The organism is Aminobacter sp. P4_D5 (assembly GCF_056401815.1).
Genome location: NZ_JBFUIP010000104.1, coordinates 1 through 19,783, shown reverse-complemented (window position 1 = coordinate 19,783; position 19,783 = coordinate 1). Strand labels below are relative to the sequence as shown.

At 61.3% G+C, this 19,783-nt stretch carries 13 protein-coding genes, 1 tRNA gene and 1 pseudogene; 9 read left to right on the top strand and 6 right to left on the bottom strand.

The features are described from left to right. Nucleotides 1-442: 442 nt before the first annotated feature. From AC1DWF_RS20505 to AC1DWF_RS20490, 4 genes and pseudogenes are all read left to right on the top strand, one after another. Complete coding sequence (locus AC1DWF_RS20505) at nucleotides 443-1,789, top strand: DUF3300 domain-containing protein (RefSeq protein ID WP_476781448.1); 1,347 nt, start codon at nucleotides 443-445, stop codon at nucleotides 1,787-1,789. A 52-nt stretch (nucleotides 1,790-1,841) separates the two neighbouring features. Beyond that, nucleotides 1,842-2,789, top strand: coding sequence for a DUF2950 family protein (locus AC1DWF_RS20500; RefSeq protein ID WP_476788237.1), 948 nt, complete (start codon nucleotides 1,842-1,844; stop codon nucleotides 2,787-2,789). Between the two features lie 220 nt (nucleotides 2,790-3,009). Beyond that, nucleotides 3,010-4,650, top strand: a complete 1,641-nt coding sequence (locus AC1DWF_RS20495; RefSeq protein WP_476841996.1) for a pilus assembly protein TadG-related protein — start codon at nucleotides 3,010-3,012, stop codon at nucleotides 4,648-4,650. Between the two features lie 198 nt (nucleotides 4,651-4,848). Beyond that, nucleotides 4,849-5,167, top strand: a pseudogene (locus tag AC1DWF_RS20490) (ABC transporter permease subunit); the annotation flags it as partial. Between the two features lie 19 nt (nucleotides 5,168-5,186). On the opposite strand, the gene AC1DWF_RS20485 reads toward AC1DWF_RS20490, so the two are convergent. Together AC1DWF_RS20485 and cpdR are read right to left on the bottom strand one after the other, a co-directional pair. Continuing rightward, nucleotides 5,187-5,261 (bottom strand) — tRNA-Val (locus tag AC1DWF_RS20485). A 105-nt stretch (nucleotides 5,262-5,366) separates the two neighbouring features. Continuing rightward, nucleotides 5,367-5,729, bottom strand: a complete 363-nt coding sequence (gene cpdR, locus AC1DWF_RS20480; protein WP_018429348.1) for a cell cycle two-component system response regulator CpdR — start codon at nucleotides 5,727-5,729, stop codon at nucleotides 5,367-5,369. A 229-nt stretch (nucleotides 5,730-5,958) separates the two neighbouring features. Here cpdR and AC1DWF_RS20475 point away from each other — a divergent pair, with 229 nt between their 5' ends. Together AC1DWF_RS20475 and hisN are read left to right on the top strand one after the other, a co-directional pair. Beyond that, nucleotides 5,959-6,849 (top strand): N-formylglutamate amidohydrolase, encoded by an 891-nt coding sequence (locus tag AC1DWF_RS20475; protein WP_476781445.1) that lies wholly within the window; start codon nucleotides 5,959-5,961, stop codon nucleotides 6,847-6,849. Nucleotides 6,850-7,077: 228 nt separating this feature from the next. Continuing rightward, nucleotides 7,078-7,848, top strand: a complete 771-nt coding sequence (gene hisN / locus AC1DWF_RS20470) for a histidinol-phosphatase (RefSeq protein ID WP_476841995.1) — start codon at nucleotides 7,078-7,080, stop codon at nucleotides 7,846-7,848. Between the two features lie 7 nt (nucleotides 7,849-7,855). Here the strand turns inward: hisN and AC1DWF_RS20465 are convergent, their stop codons facing one another. Beyond that, the gene (locus AC1DWF_RS20465) at nucleotides 7,856-8,815 is read right to left on the bottom strand and encodes an alpha/beta fold hydrolase (protein ID WP_476841994.1); all 960 of its coding nucleotides are present in this window, start codon (nucleotides 8,813-8,815) and stop codon (nucleotides 7,856-7,858) included. A gap of 459 nt (nucleotides 8,816-9,274) precedes the next feature. Here AC1DWF_RS20465 and AC1DWF_RS20460 point away from each other — a divergent pair, with 459 nt between their 5' ends. Further along, the gene (locus tag AC1DWF_RS20460) at nucleotides 9,275-9,745 is read left to right on the top strand and encodes an Hsp20 family protein (protein ID WP_476788235.1); all 471 of its coding nucleotides are present in this window, start codon (nucleotides 9,275-9,277) and stop codon (nucleotides 9,743-9,745) included. A gap of 78 nt (nucleotides 9,746-9,823) precedes the next feature. Here AC1DWF_RS20460 and AC1DWF_RS20455 read toward each other — a convergent pair whose 3' ends face one another. Then, nucleotides 9,824-10,873 (bottom strand): threonine aldolase family protein, encoded by a 1,050-nt coding sequence (locus tag AC1DWF_RS20455; RefSeq protein ID WP_476781441.1) that lies wholly within the window; start codon nucleotides 10,871-10,873, stop codon nucleotides 9,824-9,826. A gap of 507 nt (nucleotides 10,874-11,380) precedes the next feature. Between AC1DWF_RS20455 and gltB the strand changes: the two genes are divergently transcribed. Together gltB and AC1DWF_RS20445 are read left to right on the top strand one after the other, a co-directional pair. Beyond that, nucleotides 11,381-16,111: a glutamate synthase large subunit gene (gene gltB, locus AC1DWF_RS20450; RefSeq protein ID WP_476841993.1), complete on the top strand. Its 4,731-nt coding sequence runs from the start codon at nucleotides 11,381-11,383 to the stop codon at nucleotides 16,109-16,111. Between the two features lie 121 nt (nucleotides 16,112-16,232). Beyond that, on the top strand, nucleotides 16,233-17,687 hold the full coding sequence (locus AC1DWF_RS20445) for a glutamate synthase subunit beta (protein ID WP_476783674.1): 1,455 nt from the start codon (nucleotides 16,233-16,235) through the stop codon (nucleotides 17,685-17,687). 454 nt (nucleotides 17,688-18,141) lie between these two features. Here the strand turns inward: AC1DWF_RS20445 and AC1DWF_RS20440 are convergent, their stop codons facing one another. Together AC1DWF_RS20440 and AC1DWF_RS20435 are read right to left on the bottom strand one after the other, a co-directional pair. Beyond that, nucleotides 18,142-19,383: an SGNH/GDSL hydrolase family protein gene (locus AC1DWF_RS20440; protein WP_476783673.1), complete on the bottom strand. Its 1,242-nt coding sequence runs from the start codon at nucleotides 19,381-19,383 to the stop codon at nucleotides 18,142-18,144. A gap of 16 nt (nucleotides 19,384-19,399) precedes the next feature. After that, nucleotides 19,400-19,783: peptidoglycan-binding domain-containing protein (locus AC1DWF_RS20435; RefSeq protein ID WP_476841992.1), on the bottom strand; the 384-nt coding region annotated here is incomplete at its 5' end.

Sequence of the window (19,783 nt, the reverse complement as noted above, 5' to 3'; positions counted from 1 at the left end):
GAGGATGCCTGTGGTCAAGCTGGACGTTTTGTCCTTGAATGCGATCTTGCCGTCCACCTTGTGGAATGTATCGGCGCAGTCGGTGCCGCCCGTGGTCCAGGCGCCCTGCAGTGCGTCCATCGACGCAGCCTGCACACCGGTCGCAAAGATCATTCCCGCCGCAGCGAGTGCGAAAGCAACTCCATTTTTCGACATCACGGGACCCTCAGCCTCCTGTTAGTCAGGGAATGCTAGGGCGTGTCGCAAGGGAATGCTAGAGGCGCTCATCGATGGGCAACAGGAAAGGTGACGGTGGTCACGCGGCATGAGCATGCTGCTAGCGTGCAGGCGCGTTTCAAAGATTTTTGACAGTTGCATACTGGCCAAAAGGATACGCCTGGACAAGTATGCGGCGGATGGGGAGCTTGCGGAGCGACGGCGCAAGTCAAGCGAGGGGGGTACCATGAGTGACCTGCGTAAATCGTGGATCGCGTTCGGAGCGATGTTGGCCGTTGCTCTGGCCATGCCTGGGACGGACCGCGCGCTGGCTCAAACCAGCGACACCACTGCTGCAGCGCCGGCAGCGGCTGCGGACGAGAACCAGCCTGCACCGCTGACCGAAGATGAACTCGAGATACTTGTCGCGCGTATCGCGCTCTATCCCGACGATCTGGTTGCCGTTGTGCTCGCAAGTTCGATCTATCCGCTTCAGATCGTGCAGGCGTCGCGCTTCCTCGAAGACATCAAGAAGACCCCCGACCTCAAGCCGAGCGACAAATGGGACGGCAGCGTCATTTCGCTGCTCAATTATCCTGAGGTCGTGAAGATGATGAGCGACGACCTCGACTGGACCCAACAAGTCGGCGACGTCGTTGCCAACCAGCAGAAGGACGTGCTGGTTGCCATCCAGCAGTTGCGCGACAAGGCGGTGCAGAAGGGCGTTCTCAAATCCGGCGAGAAGGTGGTCGTTTCGAAGGAAAGCGACAAGGTAATCATCAAGTCGTCCGACCCGCAGACGATCTATGTGCCGACATATCCGCCCGAGATGCTCTACGAGCCGAACTATGTCTACCCGCCGGAGCCCATCGTCTACGCGCCATATCCTTCCTATTATTATCCCACTGCGACCTATTGGGCCGGCTTCGTCACCGGCGCAGCCTGGGCTGCGGCCGTCGACTGGAACCATTGGGGCGCATGGGGTGGCAATGTCGACATCGACGTCAACCGCATCAACAACCGCTTCGATGTCGATTTCAACAAGATCGACGTCAACAATATCGACGTGAACAAGATCCGGAACACGGACTTCCGAAACATCGACCGCTCGCAAATGGACCTCAAGAACCTCGACGTCGACCGCTCGAAGCTGACCCAGAACCTGCAGGGGCGGGACGGCAACGACCTGGCGCGCAAGGCGCAGACCAGGGAGCAGGGGTCGAATACCGCCGCCCGTGCCCATGACCTCAATGGCAAGGACATCAGAAAGAATGTCGCCGAAGGGCTGAAGAACAATCCTGGCGCGCAACTTCCCAAGCCTGGGCAAAAGCTCGACAGACCGGCGGTCAGGGATCAGGCCAATCGTCCGGCTGCGGCAGGCGACAGGCCTACAGCCAAACAAGTGACCGAAAGAAAGGTCGCGCCGAAAAAGCCCGCCGCCCGCATCGACGAACGCCCGCGCAATCCCTCGGCGCTCGGCAACCCGGAACGGGGCAGAGATGCGATGAACCATTCGAACTGGGGGGCTATGAGCCGTGGTGGCGGGAACCGTGGCGGGGAGTTGAGGGGCGGTGGCGGTCGGATGCACAGGTAAAAGCAGAAGCTTCGAAGACAGCCAAACCCGAAGAAATTCAGGGAGAACGACAATGAACCGCCTGTTGATCGCAGCTACCGCCGCCATCTTCATCCTGGCACCAGGAAACCACCACGCAGCGGTCGCGCAGGAAACTGCAACCGCCGACCACGACTTCGACAAGTTCATCGGAGCAAAGCCGCCGGCATTCGACGGCGTTGACGCCCTTGTCGGTGCGTTCAAGGCCGGTTTGTCGTCGTCAGACAAGGCGGCCTTCGCCAAGCTGCTTGGGCTCGACCCGGCGGCAGTTTCGGCGTCCAAGGAAGTCGACGGGAGCTTCCCTGAAATCCGGGACGCCGCAGCGCAGTCCGTCACTCTCGACGAGACCAGCCCCGATCGCCGCATACTCGTGCTTGGCGACAAGGCCTGGCCGTTCCCGTTCCCGGTGGTGAAAGCCGACGGCAGGTGGTCGTTCGACACGATTGCAGGTCTGGAAGAGGTCATCAACCGCCGCATCGGCGAGAATGAACTCGCCGCGATCGCTGCAATGCGGAGCTATGTCGACGCGCAGGAGGTCTACCACAAGACCGATTGGGACGAAGACGGTGTGCTCGAATATGCGCAGAATCTGGTCAGCACATCCGGCACCTATGATGGCCTCTACTGGCATTCCGGAGATGGAATCCCCGAGAGCCCGGCCGGCGAGTTCGTCGATGAAAAAGCCCTGCAGAAACCGGAAGACGGCTATTTCGGCTATCGCTACCGCATCCTGAAAAGCCAAGGAGCAAACATTGCCGGCGGAGCGTATGACTACGTCATCAACGGCAATATGATCGGCGGTTTTGCCCTGATAGCGACGCCCGCACATTACGACCGAAGCGGCATCATGACCTTCGTCGTGAACCAGTACGGCACTGTCTACGAAAAAGATCTCGGCAGTGCCTCGGAAAAAGCGGCCGCAGCCATCGCCACGTTCAACCCTGACGACAGCTGGACCGTGGTCGACGAGCCGGGGGACTGAATACAGGCACAGCTCCTGAATTGTATACAGCGCCCTCATGCAGGCTTGCGGATCTCTGCTCGGCGCCACGTCGATTGGACGACCTGTAAGGCTTTTGACGAACTGCGCGATGGACGGGCACCCGCCGCGGTCGAAAGCTCAGCTGGAGGTTGTATCCCCTAAACGGTATTTTAAGTCGTTTGCGCGCAAATAATCGCAACAAGAAATGCGGGGGGTTGCGGTGTTCAAGCGCTTTTGGCAGTCGACCAGCGGTAATTTCGCGATCATGTTTTCTATATTACTGCCGGTGTTGCTGGCAGCCGTTGGCCTTGCGCTTGATGTCGCCAATCTGTCGAAAGCCAAGTCAGACCTGCAAAACGCGCTCGACTCGGCGGTGCTTGCGGCGTCGCGCCTGAGCGACCAGACAGGATCCCGCACCGACGTGTTCAACGCGTTCTTCAAGACCAACATTGCCAACAAGTCGGCGCTGGTCAACGCGACGGCCAAGCTCGAGGTCGACCAACGCGTCAATCAGATCAGAACCACAGGGACGGCCAACGCCGATGTGGCATTGAATTTTGGTTTCATATTCGGGAAAAGCGCGCGCGTTTCGGCGGTTGCCAACGCTTTTGAATCGACCGCCCGGCTCGAGGTCGCGCTGGTTCTGGACAATACCGGTTCGATGGGGGCGACCAACATGAAGGCGCTGATCGAGGGGGCAAAAGATGTCGTCAACGCCTTACAGAAGGYCAAAACCGACAGGCCTGAGCGCGAGATCCTTGCAGCGCTCGTGCCGTTCGTCACGGCGGTGAATATCCAAAGTGCCAAAGGTTTCGATATGTCCTGGATCGACACGAGGTTGGCTGTTCCGAACGACGGAAACAGCTCCAATGGCACCAATTTCAATATCACCATCGACGCGGAGGGCAAAGAATGGCGAACCGGCCATTGGAAACTCTTCAAGGCGCTGGAAGAAAAATGGAAGACCGGGCCAAAAGGCGAATGGAAGGGCTGCGTAGAAGCACGCCTCGGTGACTACGCACTGAAGGATGACGCGCCAAATATCGCCATCCCCGGCACCTTGTTTGTGCCCTATTTCGCGCCTGACGAGCCGGGTGTTGCGACTAAGGCCGCCAATAGCGGAACCAACTACAACAATAGTTACCTTGATGATCTGGGTGCCGACAAGAACACGGGCGATCGTGCCCGACAGAAATCGATAGATAAATATTTCAATCAAGGTGTCCGCGACAAAGCGATCATCAAAGATACGCCGAACTTGACGAGCGGTCCAAACTAMGCCTGTCCGACACCAGTCGTTCCACTGACTGAAGATCTCGTTTCACTCGTGGGCGAACCAGAAAAAAAACCTGCAGTCGCAGGTGAGCTCGACAAGATGACATTCTGGAACGGCTCGGGAACCAATGTGTCGGAAGGGCTGGCCTGGGGTTATCGAGTGCTGTCGCCCAGCCAACCCTTTAATCAGGGCCACCCCTTCAAGTCGCAGGACACTTCCAAGGTGGTGGTGGTCTTCACCGACGGCGAAAACAATGTCTTTGGCGCGTCGGGCGCAAAAATCAACAAATCCGACTATGGTTCCTACGGGTTCCTGGATCAGGAACGGATGGGGTCGCCAAACCACGCAACCGCTCTCACGAAGGTCAACGCCATGACGGAGAACGTATGCATACGGCTGAAGAATCAGGGGGTGATCATCTACACGGTGGTGTTGGACGCGAATATTTCCGTGGCCAACCGCAAGCTCTACAGTGACTGCGCGACCACTCCGGCCAATTTTTTCCCGACCAAAAACACCGCCGAACTGAGGGCTGCGTTCCAGGCCATCGCGAACTCGATCTCGCCGCTGTACATAACCAACTGATCGAGGCCGTGTCGCGGCCGGCCCTGCGCCCTGGGGAGGTGTCGGCTGCCGATCTCGCTGGCGAGCCAGGCGTGCACGCGCGATCCGTCCATGCGCGCGGCGTTGGGGCGCGCCGCATCGTCGGCTCGCGGTCGGCCACCGGCTGCTGAGACCCCTTTGATTTTTCGCCCGACAATAGACTGAGTTGATCGCGTCTGGATCAAGGCCGCCGTCTATAGGATCTCAGCTGTCTCGGCGGGCATCGCTGGCGTCATCCAGGCCGAAATGGTTTGGTGCCGTCGACCCCAATATCGAGTCAGGTTTGGAATTTCAGGTGATAGCCGCCGTCGTCATCGGCGGCGCTAATCTTGCCGCCGGTGAGGGGGCTGCATTTGGCGAGATCATCGGCGCCTATCGAGATCATCCGCAACCGTCTCGGCCTGCCTGGAAACAATGCTTCCTGGCAAGGCGCCTTCATTGGCGACGCCATCGTGCTTGCGGTGCTGTCATCAGAATCCGCAATTTTCGTCGCAGCGAACAGGGAAGGTGGGTTCGGATGGTGGGCGTGACAGGGATTGAACCTGTGACCCCTGCAATGTCAATGCAGTGCTCTCCCGCTGAGCTACACGCCCATCCGATGGAGGCGGATACACCATTTTTGATCCGGCGCGTCAATAGCGTGTTTGGCGGAAAAATGCGCCGGATCATCATTTCCCTTGGCGACGCAAGGGAAGCGCCTATGCGGCGTGCAGCATCTTTTCGACCTCGTTGACGAGATCGCGCAGATGGAAGGGCTTCGACAGCACTTTTGCGTCGCGCGGCGCCTTCGAATCAGGGTTGAGCGCCACCGCCGCAAAGCCGGTGATGAACATCACCTTGAGATCGGGATCGATCTCGGTGGCGCGGCGCGCCAGTTCGATGCCGTCCATTTCCGGCATGACGATGTCGGTCAAAAGCAGTGAGAAAGGTTCTTCGCGCAGCCGCTCGTAAGCGCTTGCGCCATTGTCGAAGTCGCTTACCTGGTAGCCGGCGCGCTCCAGCGCCTTGACCAGGAAGCGGCGCATATCGTCGTCGTCTTCTGCCAGAAGAATGCGTGCCATCAGTAATCCCGTCCGAATCAGCGGTCGAAGCCGCCCCCCAGCAGGGGCTTCGTTAACCATCTTGTATATGAGCGCCGGACGGTAAACATCAAGTGAATGCCGCGTCGGCGCAAAGACGCAAAGGCACGATCAGCGGCGGTTATCCACATTTCGAAGTGCTGGACACCGGCGGCGGCAGGTGGCACTTTCGAGCGATGAGCAAGTGCATTTCGCAGGTCCATCAACAAAGATGACGCCAGCCGAAGATTTCTCGGTGTTGCCGCCGTTCGAAGTCCGGACGAGTGCCGAGCAGCGTGTGCCGTTCGTGTTCAATTCGCCGCATAGCGGGCGCTGCTATCCCGACCGATTCCTGGCCATGACCCGGCTAGATGCCACCTCGATCAGGCGCTCGGAGGATTGTTACGTCGATGAGCTGTTCGGAGCGGCGGTTGCCCTTGGCGCGCCGATGCTGGCCGCGCATTTTCCGCGCGCCTATCTCGATGTGAACCGCGAGCCTTGGGAACTCGATCCCCGGATGTTCGCCGAGCCGGTGCCGTCATTTGCCAATATCCGTTCGGCACGTGTTGCCGGCGGGCTCGGCACGGTGCCGAAGCTGGTCGGCGAGGGGCTCGACATCTATGCCGGCCGGCTGCCGCTGGCCGAAGCAATCGGGCGCATCGAATGCGTCTACAAGCCCTACCATGAGGCGCTGAAGCGGCTGGTCACGCGCACGCACGCACGTTTCGGCTATGCGGTGCTTGTCGATTGCCATTCGATGCCGGCGTCGATCCGCATCGGCGACAATGGGGTGCGGCCCGATTTCATCGTCGGCGACCGGTTCGGCACCTCTGCTGCATCTGCTCTGTCGGAGTGTGCGATCGGCCTGCTTGCGGCGATGGGTTATACCGTGGCGCACAATAAACCCTATGCGGGCGGCTTCATCACCGAGCATTATGGCCGGCCGTCGCGCAAGCTTCACGCGCTGCAGATCGAGATCAATCGCGGGCTCTACATGGACGAGCGCACCTTCAAGAAATCGGCGGGCTTTTATGCGCTGGCGGACGATCTGGCCCGGTTTTCCGCCGATTTGATGGCGGTTCCGGATCATTACTTCCTCGACCTGCCGCTGGCGGCGGAATAGCCGGGGCCAGGGAACGGCTAAAAAAAGACCGCTCCGGAGAGCGGTCCAAGTCTAGGGAGGAAACGCCCAAGGAGGGCATGGACAGGAGAACCTGTCCGAAGCCGAGATTATTGTGCGCTGCACAAAAGTCAAGGCGCGCTTTGGGACTTTTTAAATCATGGTGATGTGGTTATTGCCCGCTGGGGTTATGGCGTGTCATCCACGCAACAATTGAGATTGGGGTGAATAATGGTCGACGCCGAGTTCATGCGACGGATCGCAAGCGCAGCTGCTGCCGAGACATTGCCGCGTTTTCGCCGGCAGGGTGCCGTGGCAAACAAGCTTGCTGGCGGCTTCGACCCGGTCACCGAGGCCGACCAGGAGGCTGAGCGCGCCATTCGCGCGCTGATCAACGCCGAGTTTCCCGATCATGGCATCCTGGGCGAGGAGCATGGCAGTGAAAACATCTCCAACAGCCATGTCTGGGTCATCGATCCGATCGATGGCACCCGCGCCTTCATTTCCGGCCTGCCGGTCTGGGGCACGCTGGTCKGGCTGACGATCGATGGCGACGCGGTTGCCGGGGTGATGTCGCAGCCCTTTACCGACGAGCTGTTTTTCGCCGACGGCAACGGCTCGCACTACGAGGGCCCGGGCGGGCCGCGCAAGCTTGCGGTGCGCAAGACGACAGCACTTTCCGAAGCGACGATGTTCACCACCACGCCGGCGCTGTTCAAGGGCGAGATGCGCAAGCGCTATGACCAGCTGGAAAGCCAGGTGCAGCTCGCGCGCTACGGCACCGACTGCTACGCCTTCGCCATGGTCGCGGCGGGGCAGGTCGACATCGTCGTTGATCCCGGCCTCAAGCCCTATGACATCGTGGCATTGATCCCGATCATCGAGCAGGCCGGCGGCATCGTCACCACTTTCGACGGCGGTCCGGCAGAAAATGGCGGCGACATCATTGCCGCGGCCACGCCTGAGCTGCATGCCGCGGCGATGGCAGTTCTCCGGGGCTAGGGGCTCGTCAGTCCACCGTCGCGGGCGTTCCGGGCACGAAGGCCGAGACGGCCGCGAGCAACTGCTCGCGGTAGATGTCGACTTCCTGCAGGATCTCGTGGCGGGAACCGTCGATGGTCAACAGCGACGCCACCCGGCAGCGGTTGGCATATTGCTCGACGTCGCGCGTCGACACCACCTCGTCGGCACCTGCGGTGATGATCAGCATCGGCACTTTGAGCGAGGCGATGAATGCCGGGTCGCGCACGGTTTCCGAGGCCTTGGCCGCAGYGCRCAGCCAGGCGATTGTAGGGCCTCCGACCGACAGCTCGGGATAGGTCTCGTAAAGCAGGATGTTGCGGCGATAGCGGCGTTCGTCGCTGGTCAGCTTGTTGACGGCGAAAGGCGTTCCCTCGCGTGGGCGCGGCCCCCAGGCGACATAAAGCCGGCCGAGCCCGAGCCAGCACATCGCCGTGGTGAGGCGCTTGATCGTCTTCATCGACAGCGGCGCGCCAATGACCGACAGGAACGGCGCCACCAGCACCATGCGCTGGACACGSTTGCTCATCAAAGGGGCCGCCAGCATGGCGATCAGTGCGCCGCTCGAATGGGCAAGGATGAAGAACGGGCCACGGCAGTCGGGCAGCACGATCTGCTCGAAAAAGGCCTCGAGATCTTTGACATAATGATCGAAGCTTTTGACGTAGCCGCGATGACCGTCGCGCAACAGCCGTTCGGAGGCACCCTGGCCGCGCCAGTCGAAGGTGGCGACCGCATGGCCATGAGCGGAAAGGTTGCGAATGGTCTCGAAATACTTCTCGATGCACTCGTTGCGGCCCGGCAGCAGGATCACAGTGCCCATGAAGGGCTGGCTGGTCGCCGGAAACAACGCATAGCGCAGCCGCTTGCCGTCATGTGCGGTGAAGTTGCCGCCCGTGGCCCTCTCCGGAACCGGATTGCCGGGGATTTCGTGGAACAGGTCCGTCATCAGGCGCTTCGGCTTGGAACTCGCTGCCGTGGGATCAGGCTATCTCAAAGGGTGATAGAAAGGGCAGCGGCGAAAATCAAAGGAATTCCGTCACGAAGCCGAAACGAATGAGGCCGGAGGCAGCTTGCGGGATGCCTCCGGCCTCTGTCGTTCCGGGAGGAAGGGACGTTACAACCCGGTTCGGCCTCGTCGGCAGCGTTCTGTGGCGCTGCCTGTTCGTGAACTTGAATGCACTTTAGGCGAGGCGACCTGAACGGACACCGAAGGGTCGGTTCATCTTCGGTTCATCAGAGGAAGGGGCGAAAAAAACCTCTTCGTTGCATCTCTTGAAATGGCTTTGGGCGACACCCAAATATCTCCTGCGGCGCCCAATATCGGGGCCGCTGATCACCGCCGGGACGCCAAGAAGGGTTTCGGCACAGGTCACGCGCAAACCTTGTTGCTCACTGGAGAACACCCATGCGTCACGTTGATTTTTCCTCGCTCCACCGCTCGACCGTCGGCTTTGACCGGCTGTTCAATATGCTCGACGGCCTTGGCCAGCCTGAAAGCGGGCAGACGACCTATCCCCCCTACAACATCGAGCGTACCGGCGAAGATGCCTATCGCATCAGCATGGCGGTTGCCGGCTTCTCGGAAACCGAGATTTCGATCGAAGCCCATCGCAATGTGCTGACCGTGAAGGGCGATCGCAGCAATGAAGCCACCGGCGAAGGTTCGGAGCTGCTGTATCGCGGCATCGCCTCGCGCGCTTTCGAGCGACGCTTCCAGCTTGCCGACCACGTCGAAGTCGTGGGTGCTACCCTCAAGAACGGTCTGCTTCACATCGATTTGAAACGCAACATCCCGGAAGAGCACAAGCCTCGCAAGATCGAGATCGCGGCTGCACCGGCGAAAGCCAAGCAGATCGAAGCCAACACAGTGAACTAACCAAAACACTCCTCCCAAGGAGAAAAGGCGGCGCTTTCGGGCGCCGCCTTTTTCATGTTTTGGTCAGTCAGTAAGCCTTCAGCGCAGCAGATCGCCGAAGCGGCTGATCTCGTCTTCTGTCGTGGCGAAGCTGGTGACAAAGCGGTAGAGCGTTTCGTCCTCGCCGATCTGGCCGTCAAAGCCTGCCGGCGCATGCCAGTCATAGAAGGCGGCACCAGCGTCTTGCGCCCTTTTCGCCACTTCCGTCTTGATGACCGCAAAGACCTCGTTGGCCTGAGGCTGCCAGGCGAGGCGTGCGACCGATGAGCTTGAGATCGCTGCGGCGAGCTTGGCTGTCATGGCGTTGGCATGGCGCGCTGTATCCAGCCACAGGCCGCCGTCGAAATAGGCATCGAATTGGGCGGAGATGAAGCGCGACTTGGAAAACAGCTGTGCGGCGCGCTTGCGCAGGAAGGCCATTTCCTTGGCGCGGTCGAGGTCGAACATGACAACGGCTTCAGCGCACCAGCAACCGTTCTTGGTGCCGCCGAAGGAGACGATGTCGACGCCGCGCTTCCAGGTCATTTCGGCGGGCGTGGTCTCAAGCGACACCAGCGCATTGGCAAAACGCGCGCCGTCCATGTGCAAGGGCAGCGAATACTGGCTGGCAATAGCCGAGACGGCCTTGATCTCGTCCAGGCTGTAGACGGTGCCGACTTCGGTCGACTGGGTCATGGAAATTGCCGAAGGACGGCCCGAGTGAACGAACTCCGGCGCGAAACGAGCAACCGCCCGTTCCAGATTCTTGATATCCATGCGCCCGAATGCACCGTCGACCGGGTGCAGTCTCGAGCCGCCGGTGAAGTATTCCGGCGCGCCGCACTCGTCCTCGATGATGTGAGCCTCGCGATGGCCAAACGAAATTCCGCCTGGCTTGTTGTAGGCGGCCAGCGACAGCGAATTCGCCGCCGTTCCGGTCGCCACGAAGAACACAGCCACTTCGCGTTCGAAAATCTCGGAGAAGCGCTTATAGACCGCCTGGTCGAGATCGCCGTCGCCATAGGCGCGGCTGAAGCCGGCTGCGCTGGCGTTAAGCCGTTCGGCGACTTTGGGATGAGCGCCGGCCCAATTGTCTGATGCAAAGAACATTTTGTGCGTCCGTAATGTGGCTGTCGGGGACTGCGTGGCAGGATGGGCCTGAGCTAGAGCGGATTTGGCGATTGTCGGCAAGTCCGCGAGCCGGAATTCGATTGAGGCAGAGCCGGACACGCATTTGACCGGTTGTTCAAAAATTACGCCGAATGCGAGTTCGGCGTAATTTTGTGTCTTCGAAACGGCGGAAAATTCGTGAATCGGTCTTGTGCGTATTCAAGAATTCTGTCATATCGAATTTAGGACAGTAGTGCTGTCTTATTTATCTGCCCAAAGCGAACCGGATTTGGCGTATGATGACGCCCCGTCCGGCTTCCGCTGCGAGCGCGGGTGGAGCTTTGGGCGGAAAGCCTTCCGTCCTGTTCCCCCAGACCCGCGGTTTAGTGCCGGTCGCCGGCATCGAGCCGCAGAGAATATCGATAGCAATATCGGCATAACAGGGACGGGCAACCCCTGCCGTCCCAACGTGGATTGCCCGACAGGGCCATAATGGAGAACGAGACGATGACGGAGTTGACGCCATCTGTGACGACGGGTTTTGTGCCGGCCGCGCAGACGAAAGCGGCCAACAATAAAACCGATCATCTCCGAACCCCCACCGGCTATGCAGCGCATGGCCTTTATGACCCGCGCAATGAGCATGATGCCTGCGGCGTCGGCTTCATCGCCCAGATGAAGGGCGTGAAGTCGCATCAGATCGTCAAGGACGGTCTGTTCATGCTCAACAACCTGACGCACCGCGGCGCAGTTGGCGCTGATCCGCTGATGGGCGATGGCGCCGGCGTTCTGGTGCAGATCCCCGACAGGTTCTTCCGCGAAGAGATGGCCAAGCAGGACATCGAGCTGCCGGCGGCTGGCCAATACGGTGTCGGCCACTGGTTCATGCCCAGGGATCAGGCGCTTCGCGATCATATCGACGACATCATTCGCGAGTCGGCACAGTCAGAAGGCCTGCCGCTGATCGGCTTCCGCGACGTTCCTGTCGACAACTCCTCGCTGTCGAAGGCGCCGGAGATCGTTGCGTCCGAGCCGTTCCATCGCCAGGTGTTCATCGGCCGCACGCCTGAAATCGACGACGACGAGGAATATGAGGCGCGGCTTTATCTGCTGCGCAAGGTGATATCGGGACGCATTTATGCCGAGAACAACAACAGGGACATCGGCGCCTATTGCGTGTCGCTGTCGGCGCGCACCATCGTCTACAAGGGCATGTTCCTGGCCTTCCAGGTTGGCGCCTACTACAAGGACCTTGCCGATCCGCGCTTCGAGACGGCGCTGATCCTGGTTCACCAGCGTTTCTCGACCAACACCTTCCCTTCGTGGAAGCTGGCGCACCCCTACCGCATGGTCGCGCATAATGGCGAGATCAACACGGTGCGCGGCAACAACAACTGGATGGCGGCGCGCCAGGCGTCGGTGGACAGCGAGCTGTTCGGCAACAACATCTCCAAGCTGTGGCCGATCTCCTACGAAGGGCAGTCGGACACCGCCTGCTTCGACAATGCGCTCGAGTTCCTGTTCCAGGGCGGCTATTCGCTCGCGCATGCCATGATGATGCTGATCCCGGAAGCCTGGGCCGGCAACAAGTCGATGGGCGCTGATCGCAAGGCATTCTACGAATATCATGCGGCTTTGATGGAGCCTTGGGACGGTCCGGCGGCGGTTGCCTTCACCGATGGCCGCCAGATCGGCGCTACGCTTGACCGCAACGGCCTGCGCCCGGCACGCTATATCGTCACTGACGACGACCGCGTGATCCTGGCGTCCGAGGCTGGCGTGCTGCCGGTCGATGAGAAGAGCATCATCAAGAAGTGGCGCCTGCAGCCGGGCAAGATGCTGCTGATCGACCTAGTCAAGGGCCGGATCATTTCGGACGAGGAGATCAAGTCCGAGATCGCAACGAAGCACCCCTACAAGACCTGGCTCGCCAACACCCAGCTGATCCTTGAAGAACTCAAGCCGGTCGAGCCGCGCGAGCTGCGCAAGGACGTTTCGCTGCTCGATCGCCAGCAGGCCTTCGGCTACACCCAGGAAGACACCAAGCTCCTGATGTCGCCGATGGCGACGACCGGCCAGGAAGCCGTGGGTTCGATGGGCACCGACACGCCGATCTCGGCGATGTCGGACAAGGCAAAGCTGCTTTACACCTATTTCAAGCAGAACTTCGCCCAGGTCACCAACCCGCCGATCGACCCGATCCGCGAGGAACTGGTGATGAGCCTTGTGTCCTTCATCGGACCGCGGCCGAACATCTTCGATCTCGTCGGCTCGTCGCGACGCAAGCGGCTCGAGGTGCGCCAGCCGATCCTGACCAATGGCGATCTGGAAAAGATCCGCTCGATCGGCCACACGGAAGACAGGTTCGACACCAAGACGATCGACATCACCTATTCCGCGGCCGAGGGTGCAGCCGGCATGCCGGCTGCCATCGAGCGGCTATGCGAGCGTGCCGAGGCGGCGGTAGCCGGCGGCTACAACATCATCATCCTGTCCGATCGCCAGATCGGGCCGGACCGCATCGACATCCCGACGCTTCTGGCAACGGCTGCGGTGCATCATCACCTGATCCGCAAGGGCCTGCGCACGTCGGTCGGCCTCGTTGTCGAATCGGGCGAGCCGCGCGAGGTGCACCACTTCTGCTGTCTCGCCGGCTACGGTGCGGAGGCGATCAACCCGTATCTCGCCTTCGACACGCTGATCGACATGCACAAGCGCGGCGAGTTTCCGCCCGAGGTCGACGCTTCCGAAATCGTCGGCCGCTATATCAAGTCGATTGGCAAGGGCATCCTCAAGGTCATGTCCAAGATGGGCATCTCGACCTACCAGTCCTATTGCGGCGCGCAGATCTTCGACGCGATCGGCCTCAAGACCGACTTTGTCGACAAGTACTTCACCGGCACCGCGACCAATATCGAAGGCGTCGGCCTCGAGGAAATCGCGGCCGAGACCGTCAGCCGTCACGAGTCGGCCTTCGGTCCCGACCCGGTGCTGCGCAACGCGCTCGAAGTGGGTGGCGAATACATGTACCGCATGCGTGGCGAAGCCCACATGTGGTCTCCCGATGCGGTCGCCTCGCTACAGCACGCGGTTCGCACGGGCTCGTGGTCGACCTTCAAGGAGTTCTCCGCCCAGATCGACAGCGAGACCGCGCGTGCCCAGGCCATACGCGGCCTGTTCCACATCAAGTTGGCTGAAGAGACCGGCCGCAAGCCTGTCGCGATCGACGACGTGATGCCGGCCGCCGAGATCGTCAAGCGCTTCTCTACCGGGGCGATGTCCTTCGGCTCGATCAGCCGCGAGGCGCACACCACGCTCGCCATTGCCATGAACCGGATCGGCGGTAAGTCGAACACCGGCGAGGGCGGCGAGGAGCCCGATCGTTACCTGCCGCTGCCCGATGGTTCGGTGAATCCCGAGCGTTCGGCGATCAAGCAGGTGGCTTCCGGCCGCTTCGGCGTGACGACGGAATATCTCGTCAACTCCGACATGATGCAGATCAAGGTGGCACAGGGCGCCAAGCCCGGCGAGGGCGGCCAGCTGCCCGGCCACAAGGTCGATGCGACCATCGCCAAGACCCGGCATTCCACGCAGGGCGTCGGCCTGATTTCGCCGCCGCCGCACCACGACATCTATTCGATCGAAGATCTGGCGCAGCTGATCTACGACCTGAAGAACGTCAATCCGGCGGCAGACGTGTCGGTCAAGCTGGTGTCGGAAGTGGGTGTCGGCACGGTCGCGGCCGGTGTCGCCAAGGCGCGCGCCGATCACATCACCATCTCCGGCTATGACGGCGGCACCGGTGCTTCGCCGCTCACTTCGCTCAAGCATGCCGGCAGCCCGTGGGAAATGGGCCTTGCCGAAACGCACCAGACGCTGGTGTTGAACGGTCTGCGCAGCCGCGTGGCGCTGCAGGTCGACGGTGGCCTGCGCACAGGTCGCGACGTCGTCATCGGCGCGCTGCTGGGGGCCGACGAGTTCGGCTTCTCGACAGCACCGCTGATCGCTGTGGGCTGCATCATGATGCGCAAGTGCCATCTCAACACTTGCCCAGTTGGCGTCGCCACCCAGGATCCGGTGCTGCGCAAGCGCTTCAAGGGCACGCCCGAGAACGTCATCAACTACTTCTTCTACGTGGCTGAAGAGGTTCGCGAGTTGCTTGCCGCGATGGGCTACACCCATCTCGACCAGATCATCGGCGATGCCGACCTTCTGGAAAAGCGCGAGCTGATCAACCACTGGAAGGCACGCGGGCTCGACTTCTCCAAGGTGTTCTTCAAGCCGGATGCGCCGCGCGAAGCGGTTCACTGGACCGAGCGCCAGAAGCATCCGATCGACGACGTGCTCGACCGCAGGCTGATCGCCGAGGCAAAGTCCGCACTCGAGTCCCGCCAGCCGGTGAAGATCGAGGCGACGATCCGCAACGTCGACCGCTCGACCGGCGCGATGCTGTCGGGCGAGGTTGCCAAGCGCTTCAAGCACAAGGGCCTGCGCGAGGATACCATTTCGGTCAAGCTGACGGGTACCGCCGGCCAGTCCTTCGGTGCGTTCCTTGCTCGCGGCATTTCCTTCGAGCTTGTCGGCGACGGCAACGACTATGTCGGCAAGGGCTTGTCGGGCGGTCGTATCATCATCCGTCCGCCAGAGGATTCCAAGATCCTCGCCGAGGAGTCGATCATCGTCGGCAACACCGTGCTTTACGGTGCGACAGAGGGCGAGTGCTACTTCCGCGGCGTGGCTGGCGAGCGTTTCGCCGTCCGTAACTCCGGTGCCGTCACCGTTGTCGAAGGCGTGGGCGACCATGGCTGCGAATACATGACCGGCGGCGTTGTCGTCGTCATCGGCAAGACCGGGCGCAACTTCGCGGCCGGCATKTCGGGTGGCGTGGCCTACGTGCTTGACGAGGACGGCGACTTCGCCGAACGCTGCAACATGGCGATGGTCGAGCTCGAGCCGGTCCCTGAAGAGGACGACATGCTCGAAAAACTGCACCATCACGGCGGCGACATCGCCCATATGGGCCGCGTCGACGTGTCAGGCGACATGACCCGCCACGACGAGGAGCGCCTGGTGCAGCTGATCTCGAGCCACATGCACTACACCGGTTCGACGCGCGCCAAACAGATCCTCGACGACTGGGCGAGCTACCGTCCGAAATTCCGCAAGGTCATGCCGGTCGAGTACCGCCGCGCGCTGATCGAGATGGAACGCATGAGGATGGGGGTCGCGGCGGAATAGCCGCGACTTTACCTGCCGGCGTAGCGGCCAATTGGACGCACGCCATCGCATGCTTCATTGGAAGTGGTGGAACGATACGCCCGCGAGGTTCCCGCGAGGCCAGACTGACGAAAGTTAGACTATGGGCAAGGTTACAGGTTTTCTCGAAATCGACAGGCAGGTGCACAAGTACCAGCCGGCTTCCGACCGCATCCGGCATTTCCGCGAATTCACGCTGCCGATGTCGGACAAGGAAGTTGAAAAGCAGGCCGCGCGCTGCATGGATTGCGGCATTCCCTTCTGTCATGGCCCGACGGGCTGTCCGGTGCACAACCAGATCCCGGACTGGAACGATCTCGTCTACAATGGCGACTGGGACAACGCGATCCGCAACCTGCATTCGACCAACAATTTCCCCGAATTCACCGGCCGCATCTGCCCCGCTCCTTGCGAGGAAGCCTGCACTCTGAACCTCGAGGACATTCCGGTCGCCATCAAGACCGTCGAGCAGGCCATTGCCGACAAGGCCTACGAGACTGGCTACATCAGGCCTTATCCGCCTGAGAAGAAGACCGGCAAGAAGGTTGCCGTCATTGGCTCGGGCCCGGCCGGTATGGCGGCCGCCCAGCAGCTTGGCCGCTCTGGCCACGATGTGCATCTCTATGAGCGCGAGAGCCGCCCCGGCGGACTGCTGCGCTTCGGCATCCCCGACTTCAAGATGGAGAAGCACTATATCGACCGCCGCGTCGAGCAGATGACGGGCGAGGGTGTGACCTTCCATTGCGGCGTCAATGTCGGCGTCGACAAGCCGGTCGCCGAGCTTCTGGCCGAACATGATGCCGTGCTTTATTGCGGCGGCTCCGAGACGCCGCGCCCTGCCGGCATTCCGGGCGACGATCTTGAAGGCGTGCACGACGCGATGCCTTATCTCGTCCAGCAGAACAAGCGTGTCGGCGGCGAGGATATCCAGTCGGTGGCATGGCCGTCAGAGCCGATCGTCGCAAGCGGCCTGCATATCGTTGTTGTCGGCGGTGGCGACACCGCGTCCGACTGCGTCGGCACCGCATTCCGCCAGGGTGCTGTGCGTGTCACCCAGCTCGACATCCGCCCGCAGCCGCCGGAAAAGGAAAACAAGCTCGCCGTGTGGCCTTATTGGGCGACAAAGATGCGCACCTCGTCCTCGCAGGCCGAAGGCGCGCAGCGTGAGTTCCAGGTGGCGACGCTTGAGTTCATCGGCGAAGAAGGCCAGCTGACTGGCGTCAAGTGCTGCGAGGTCGATGACAAGCGCAAGCCGATCCCGGGCACCGAGTTCGTCATCCGCGCCGATCTCGCCTTCATCGCCATTGGCTTTGCCGGCCCGCTCGCCGACGGCCTGGTCAAGGAGCTCGAAGGCAAGCTCGACATCACCACCGACAACCGTCGCTCGACCAATGTCGCGGCCAACGACCAAGACTACAAGACCAATGTCGACAAGTTCTACGTCGCCGGCGACGTGCGCCGCGGTCAGTCGCTGGTGGTCTGGGCGATCCGCGAGGGTCGTCAGGCCGCGCACTCGATCGATGTCGCGCTTATGGGTTCGAGCGTTTTGCCACGCTGAGGCGATGTGGGTGCGTCCTTCGAGGCTCGCCCACAAGTGCTTGCACCTAGCTCGGGACTGTAGGTGAGGGCTCGCACCTCAGGATGAGGACGGTCGGTGCCGGCCTTCCCATCCTGATGGGGCTGCGACAGTAATCACCTTGGTATCTGTCAACGCAGCGATGGTCCTCATCCTGAGATGCGAGCCTTCACTGACATCGAAAGAATGATCCGAACCTTGGCGGCTCGCCCACAAATTGCTTGTACTTGGCCTGGGGACTGTAGGTGAGGGCTCTTACCTCAGGATGATGAGGACGGTCGGTGCCGGCTTTCCCATCCGGATGGGGCTGCGACAGTAATCACCTTGGTAACTGCCAACGCAGCGACGGTCCTCATCCTGAGGTGCGAGCCTTTACTGGCATCTCAAGGATTGATCCGAACCTTCGCGGGCGAGCCTCGAAGGACGCACGACCAAACTACCGCTTGATCGCTGTCGTCGTCTCGGTGCCTTGTCCGGCTGGCAGTGGCTTGGGCGGCCAGGAGAAATCGTCGGCGCGACCGGCAGGCGCTGCCGGCGCAATGCCTTGCACGACAAGCTTTTCGCCGGGTGAGTGCGGGTCGCCTTTGGCAGCTGTTTGCGCGCCCAGCAATTCGCTGCCGCCGTCGAGCTCGGGGTCCGAAAGCGAGATGGGCACCGTCCGGTCGATATTGACGGGCACGTTGAGCTCGCCCGGCGTTGCCTGTGGCAGGCTTGCTGGCAGCACAGCCTCGGTGCCTTGAGGGGTGATGCCGAGCAGCTTGTTCAGCGGCTTTTCTGCATAAAAGGCGAGCTTGCGCTTGCCGGCGCGGGTGACGTTGATGCCGTCGTCGGCGCGCAGGCGCACCGGCTGGCCGTTGATGTCGGGACCGCTGGTGACGAAGGCGCCGCCTTCATCGACAAAGCCGCCCCAGACATCGACGAATTCGCTGCCGGCGGCTTCTGTTGCGGCACGATAGATGTCGTTGAAGACGAGCATGTCGGTACTCGCCTTCGGTGATTTGAAGGCGGGCATGCCGACCCACAGGAACGGCACCTTTGTGGCGGAAATGGTCTTGGCCAGCGCTTCGGTGCGGGCTTTGTATTCCTTGGTCCAGACCGCGTTCATCGGCGGCTCGCGGCTGTCGCCGACCTTCATCTGCTGGCGGTCGTTGGAGCCCATCATGACGATGATGGCGGCTGGCTTTTCCTGCTCGATAAGCGCCTTGGCCTTCTCGGGCCAGTTGTAATAGTCGTCGCGCACGAAGCCTGAGGAGCCGTTGGTCTTGTCGACCACGCGGACCTTGGCGTTTTCGGCGAAGACGGCGCTCAGTCCCTCGGCGATGCCGGCGCCCATGAAGTCGCCGATGACCAGAACGACCTTGGCATCGGGCAGTTTTTCAATCACCGGAACGGCCGGTTCGGCCGGCCTGCTGACTGCATCGACCGTCGACTTCGGCCTGCGCGGCGCCTTGCGGATCACGCGCTGCGGGGCCCGCGGCTGCTCGTAGATGTAGGGATCGACGCGAGGCTGGCGGAACGGGGTGAACAGGTCGCGCAGCGACCAGCGCCGCAATATGCCTTCCTGGGCTGCCGCCGGGGTTGGCATTGTGGACGAGATGGCGGTCAAGGCGACCGCCACCGCGACCAGTGGCATCGTCAGGCGCAAGAGCAAAAACCTTGAACGTCGTGCCGATGCCAAATGCAGCCTCCGGTTGCTAATTGCGCCGCAGCGATTTGAGCACTTCCATGCTCGGGTGGCCGTCCGGCGTCAAGCCCAGCTGTGCCTGGAACGCCTTGATCGCCGAGCGCGAACCTTCGCCGATCTTGCCGTCGCTCTTGCCGTCGTAAYAGCCATGCGCCGACAGTCGCTTCTGCAGCTCCTGCTTCTCTTCGAAGCTGAGCTTGGTGAACGGCCGCTTCCAGTCCTGTACCAGGCCACCGTAGCCCGCGATCTCGTCGGCAAGAAGGCCAACGGCGAGCGCGTATTTGTCGGCGTTGTTGTAGCGCTTGATGACCGAAAAGTTCTTGGTCATCAGGAAAGCCGGTCCACCGCGTCCGTCCGGCACCTTGAGGGTGGCCACGTCCGAACCGCGCCTGAA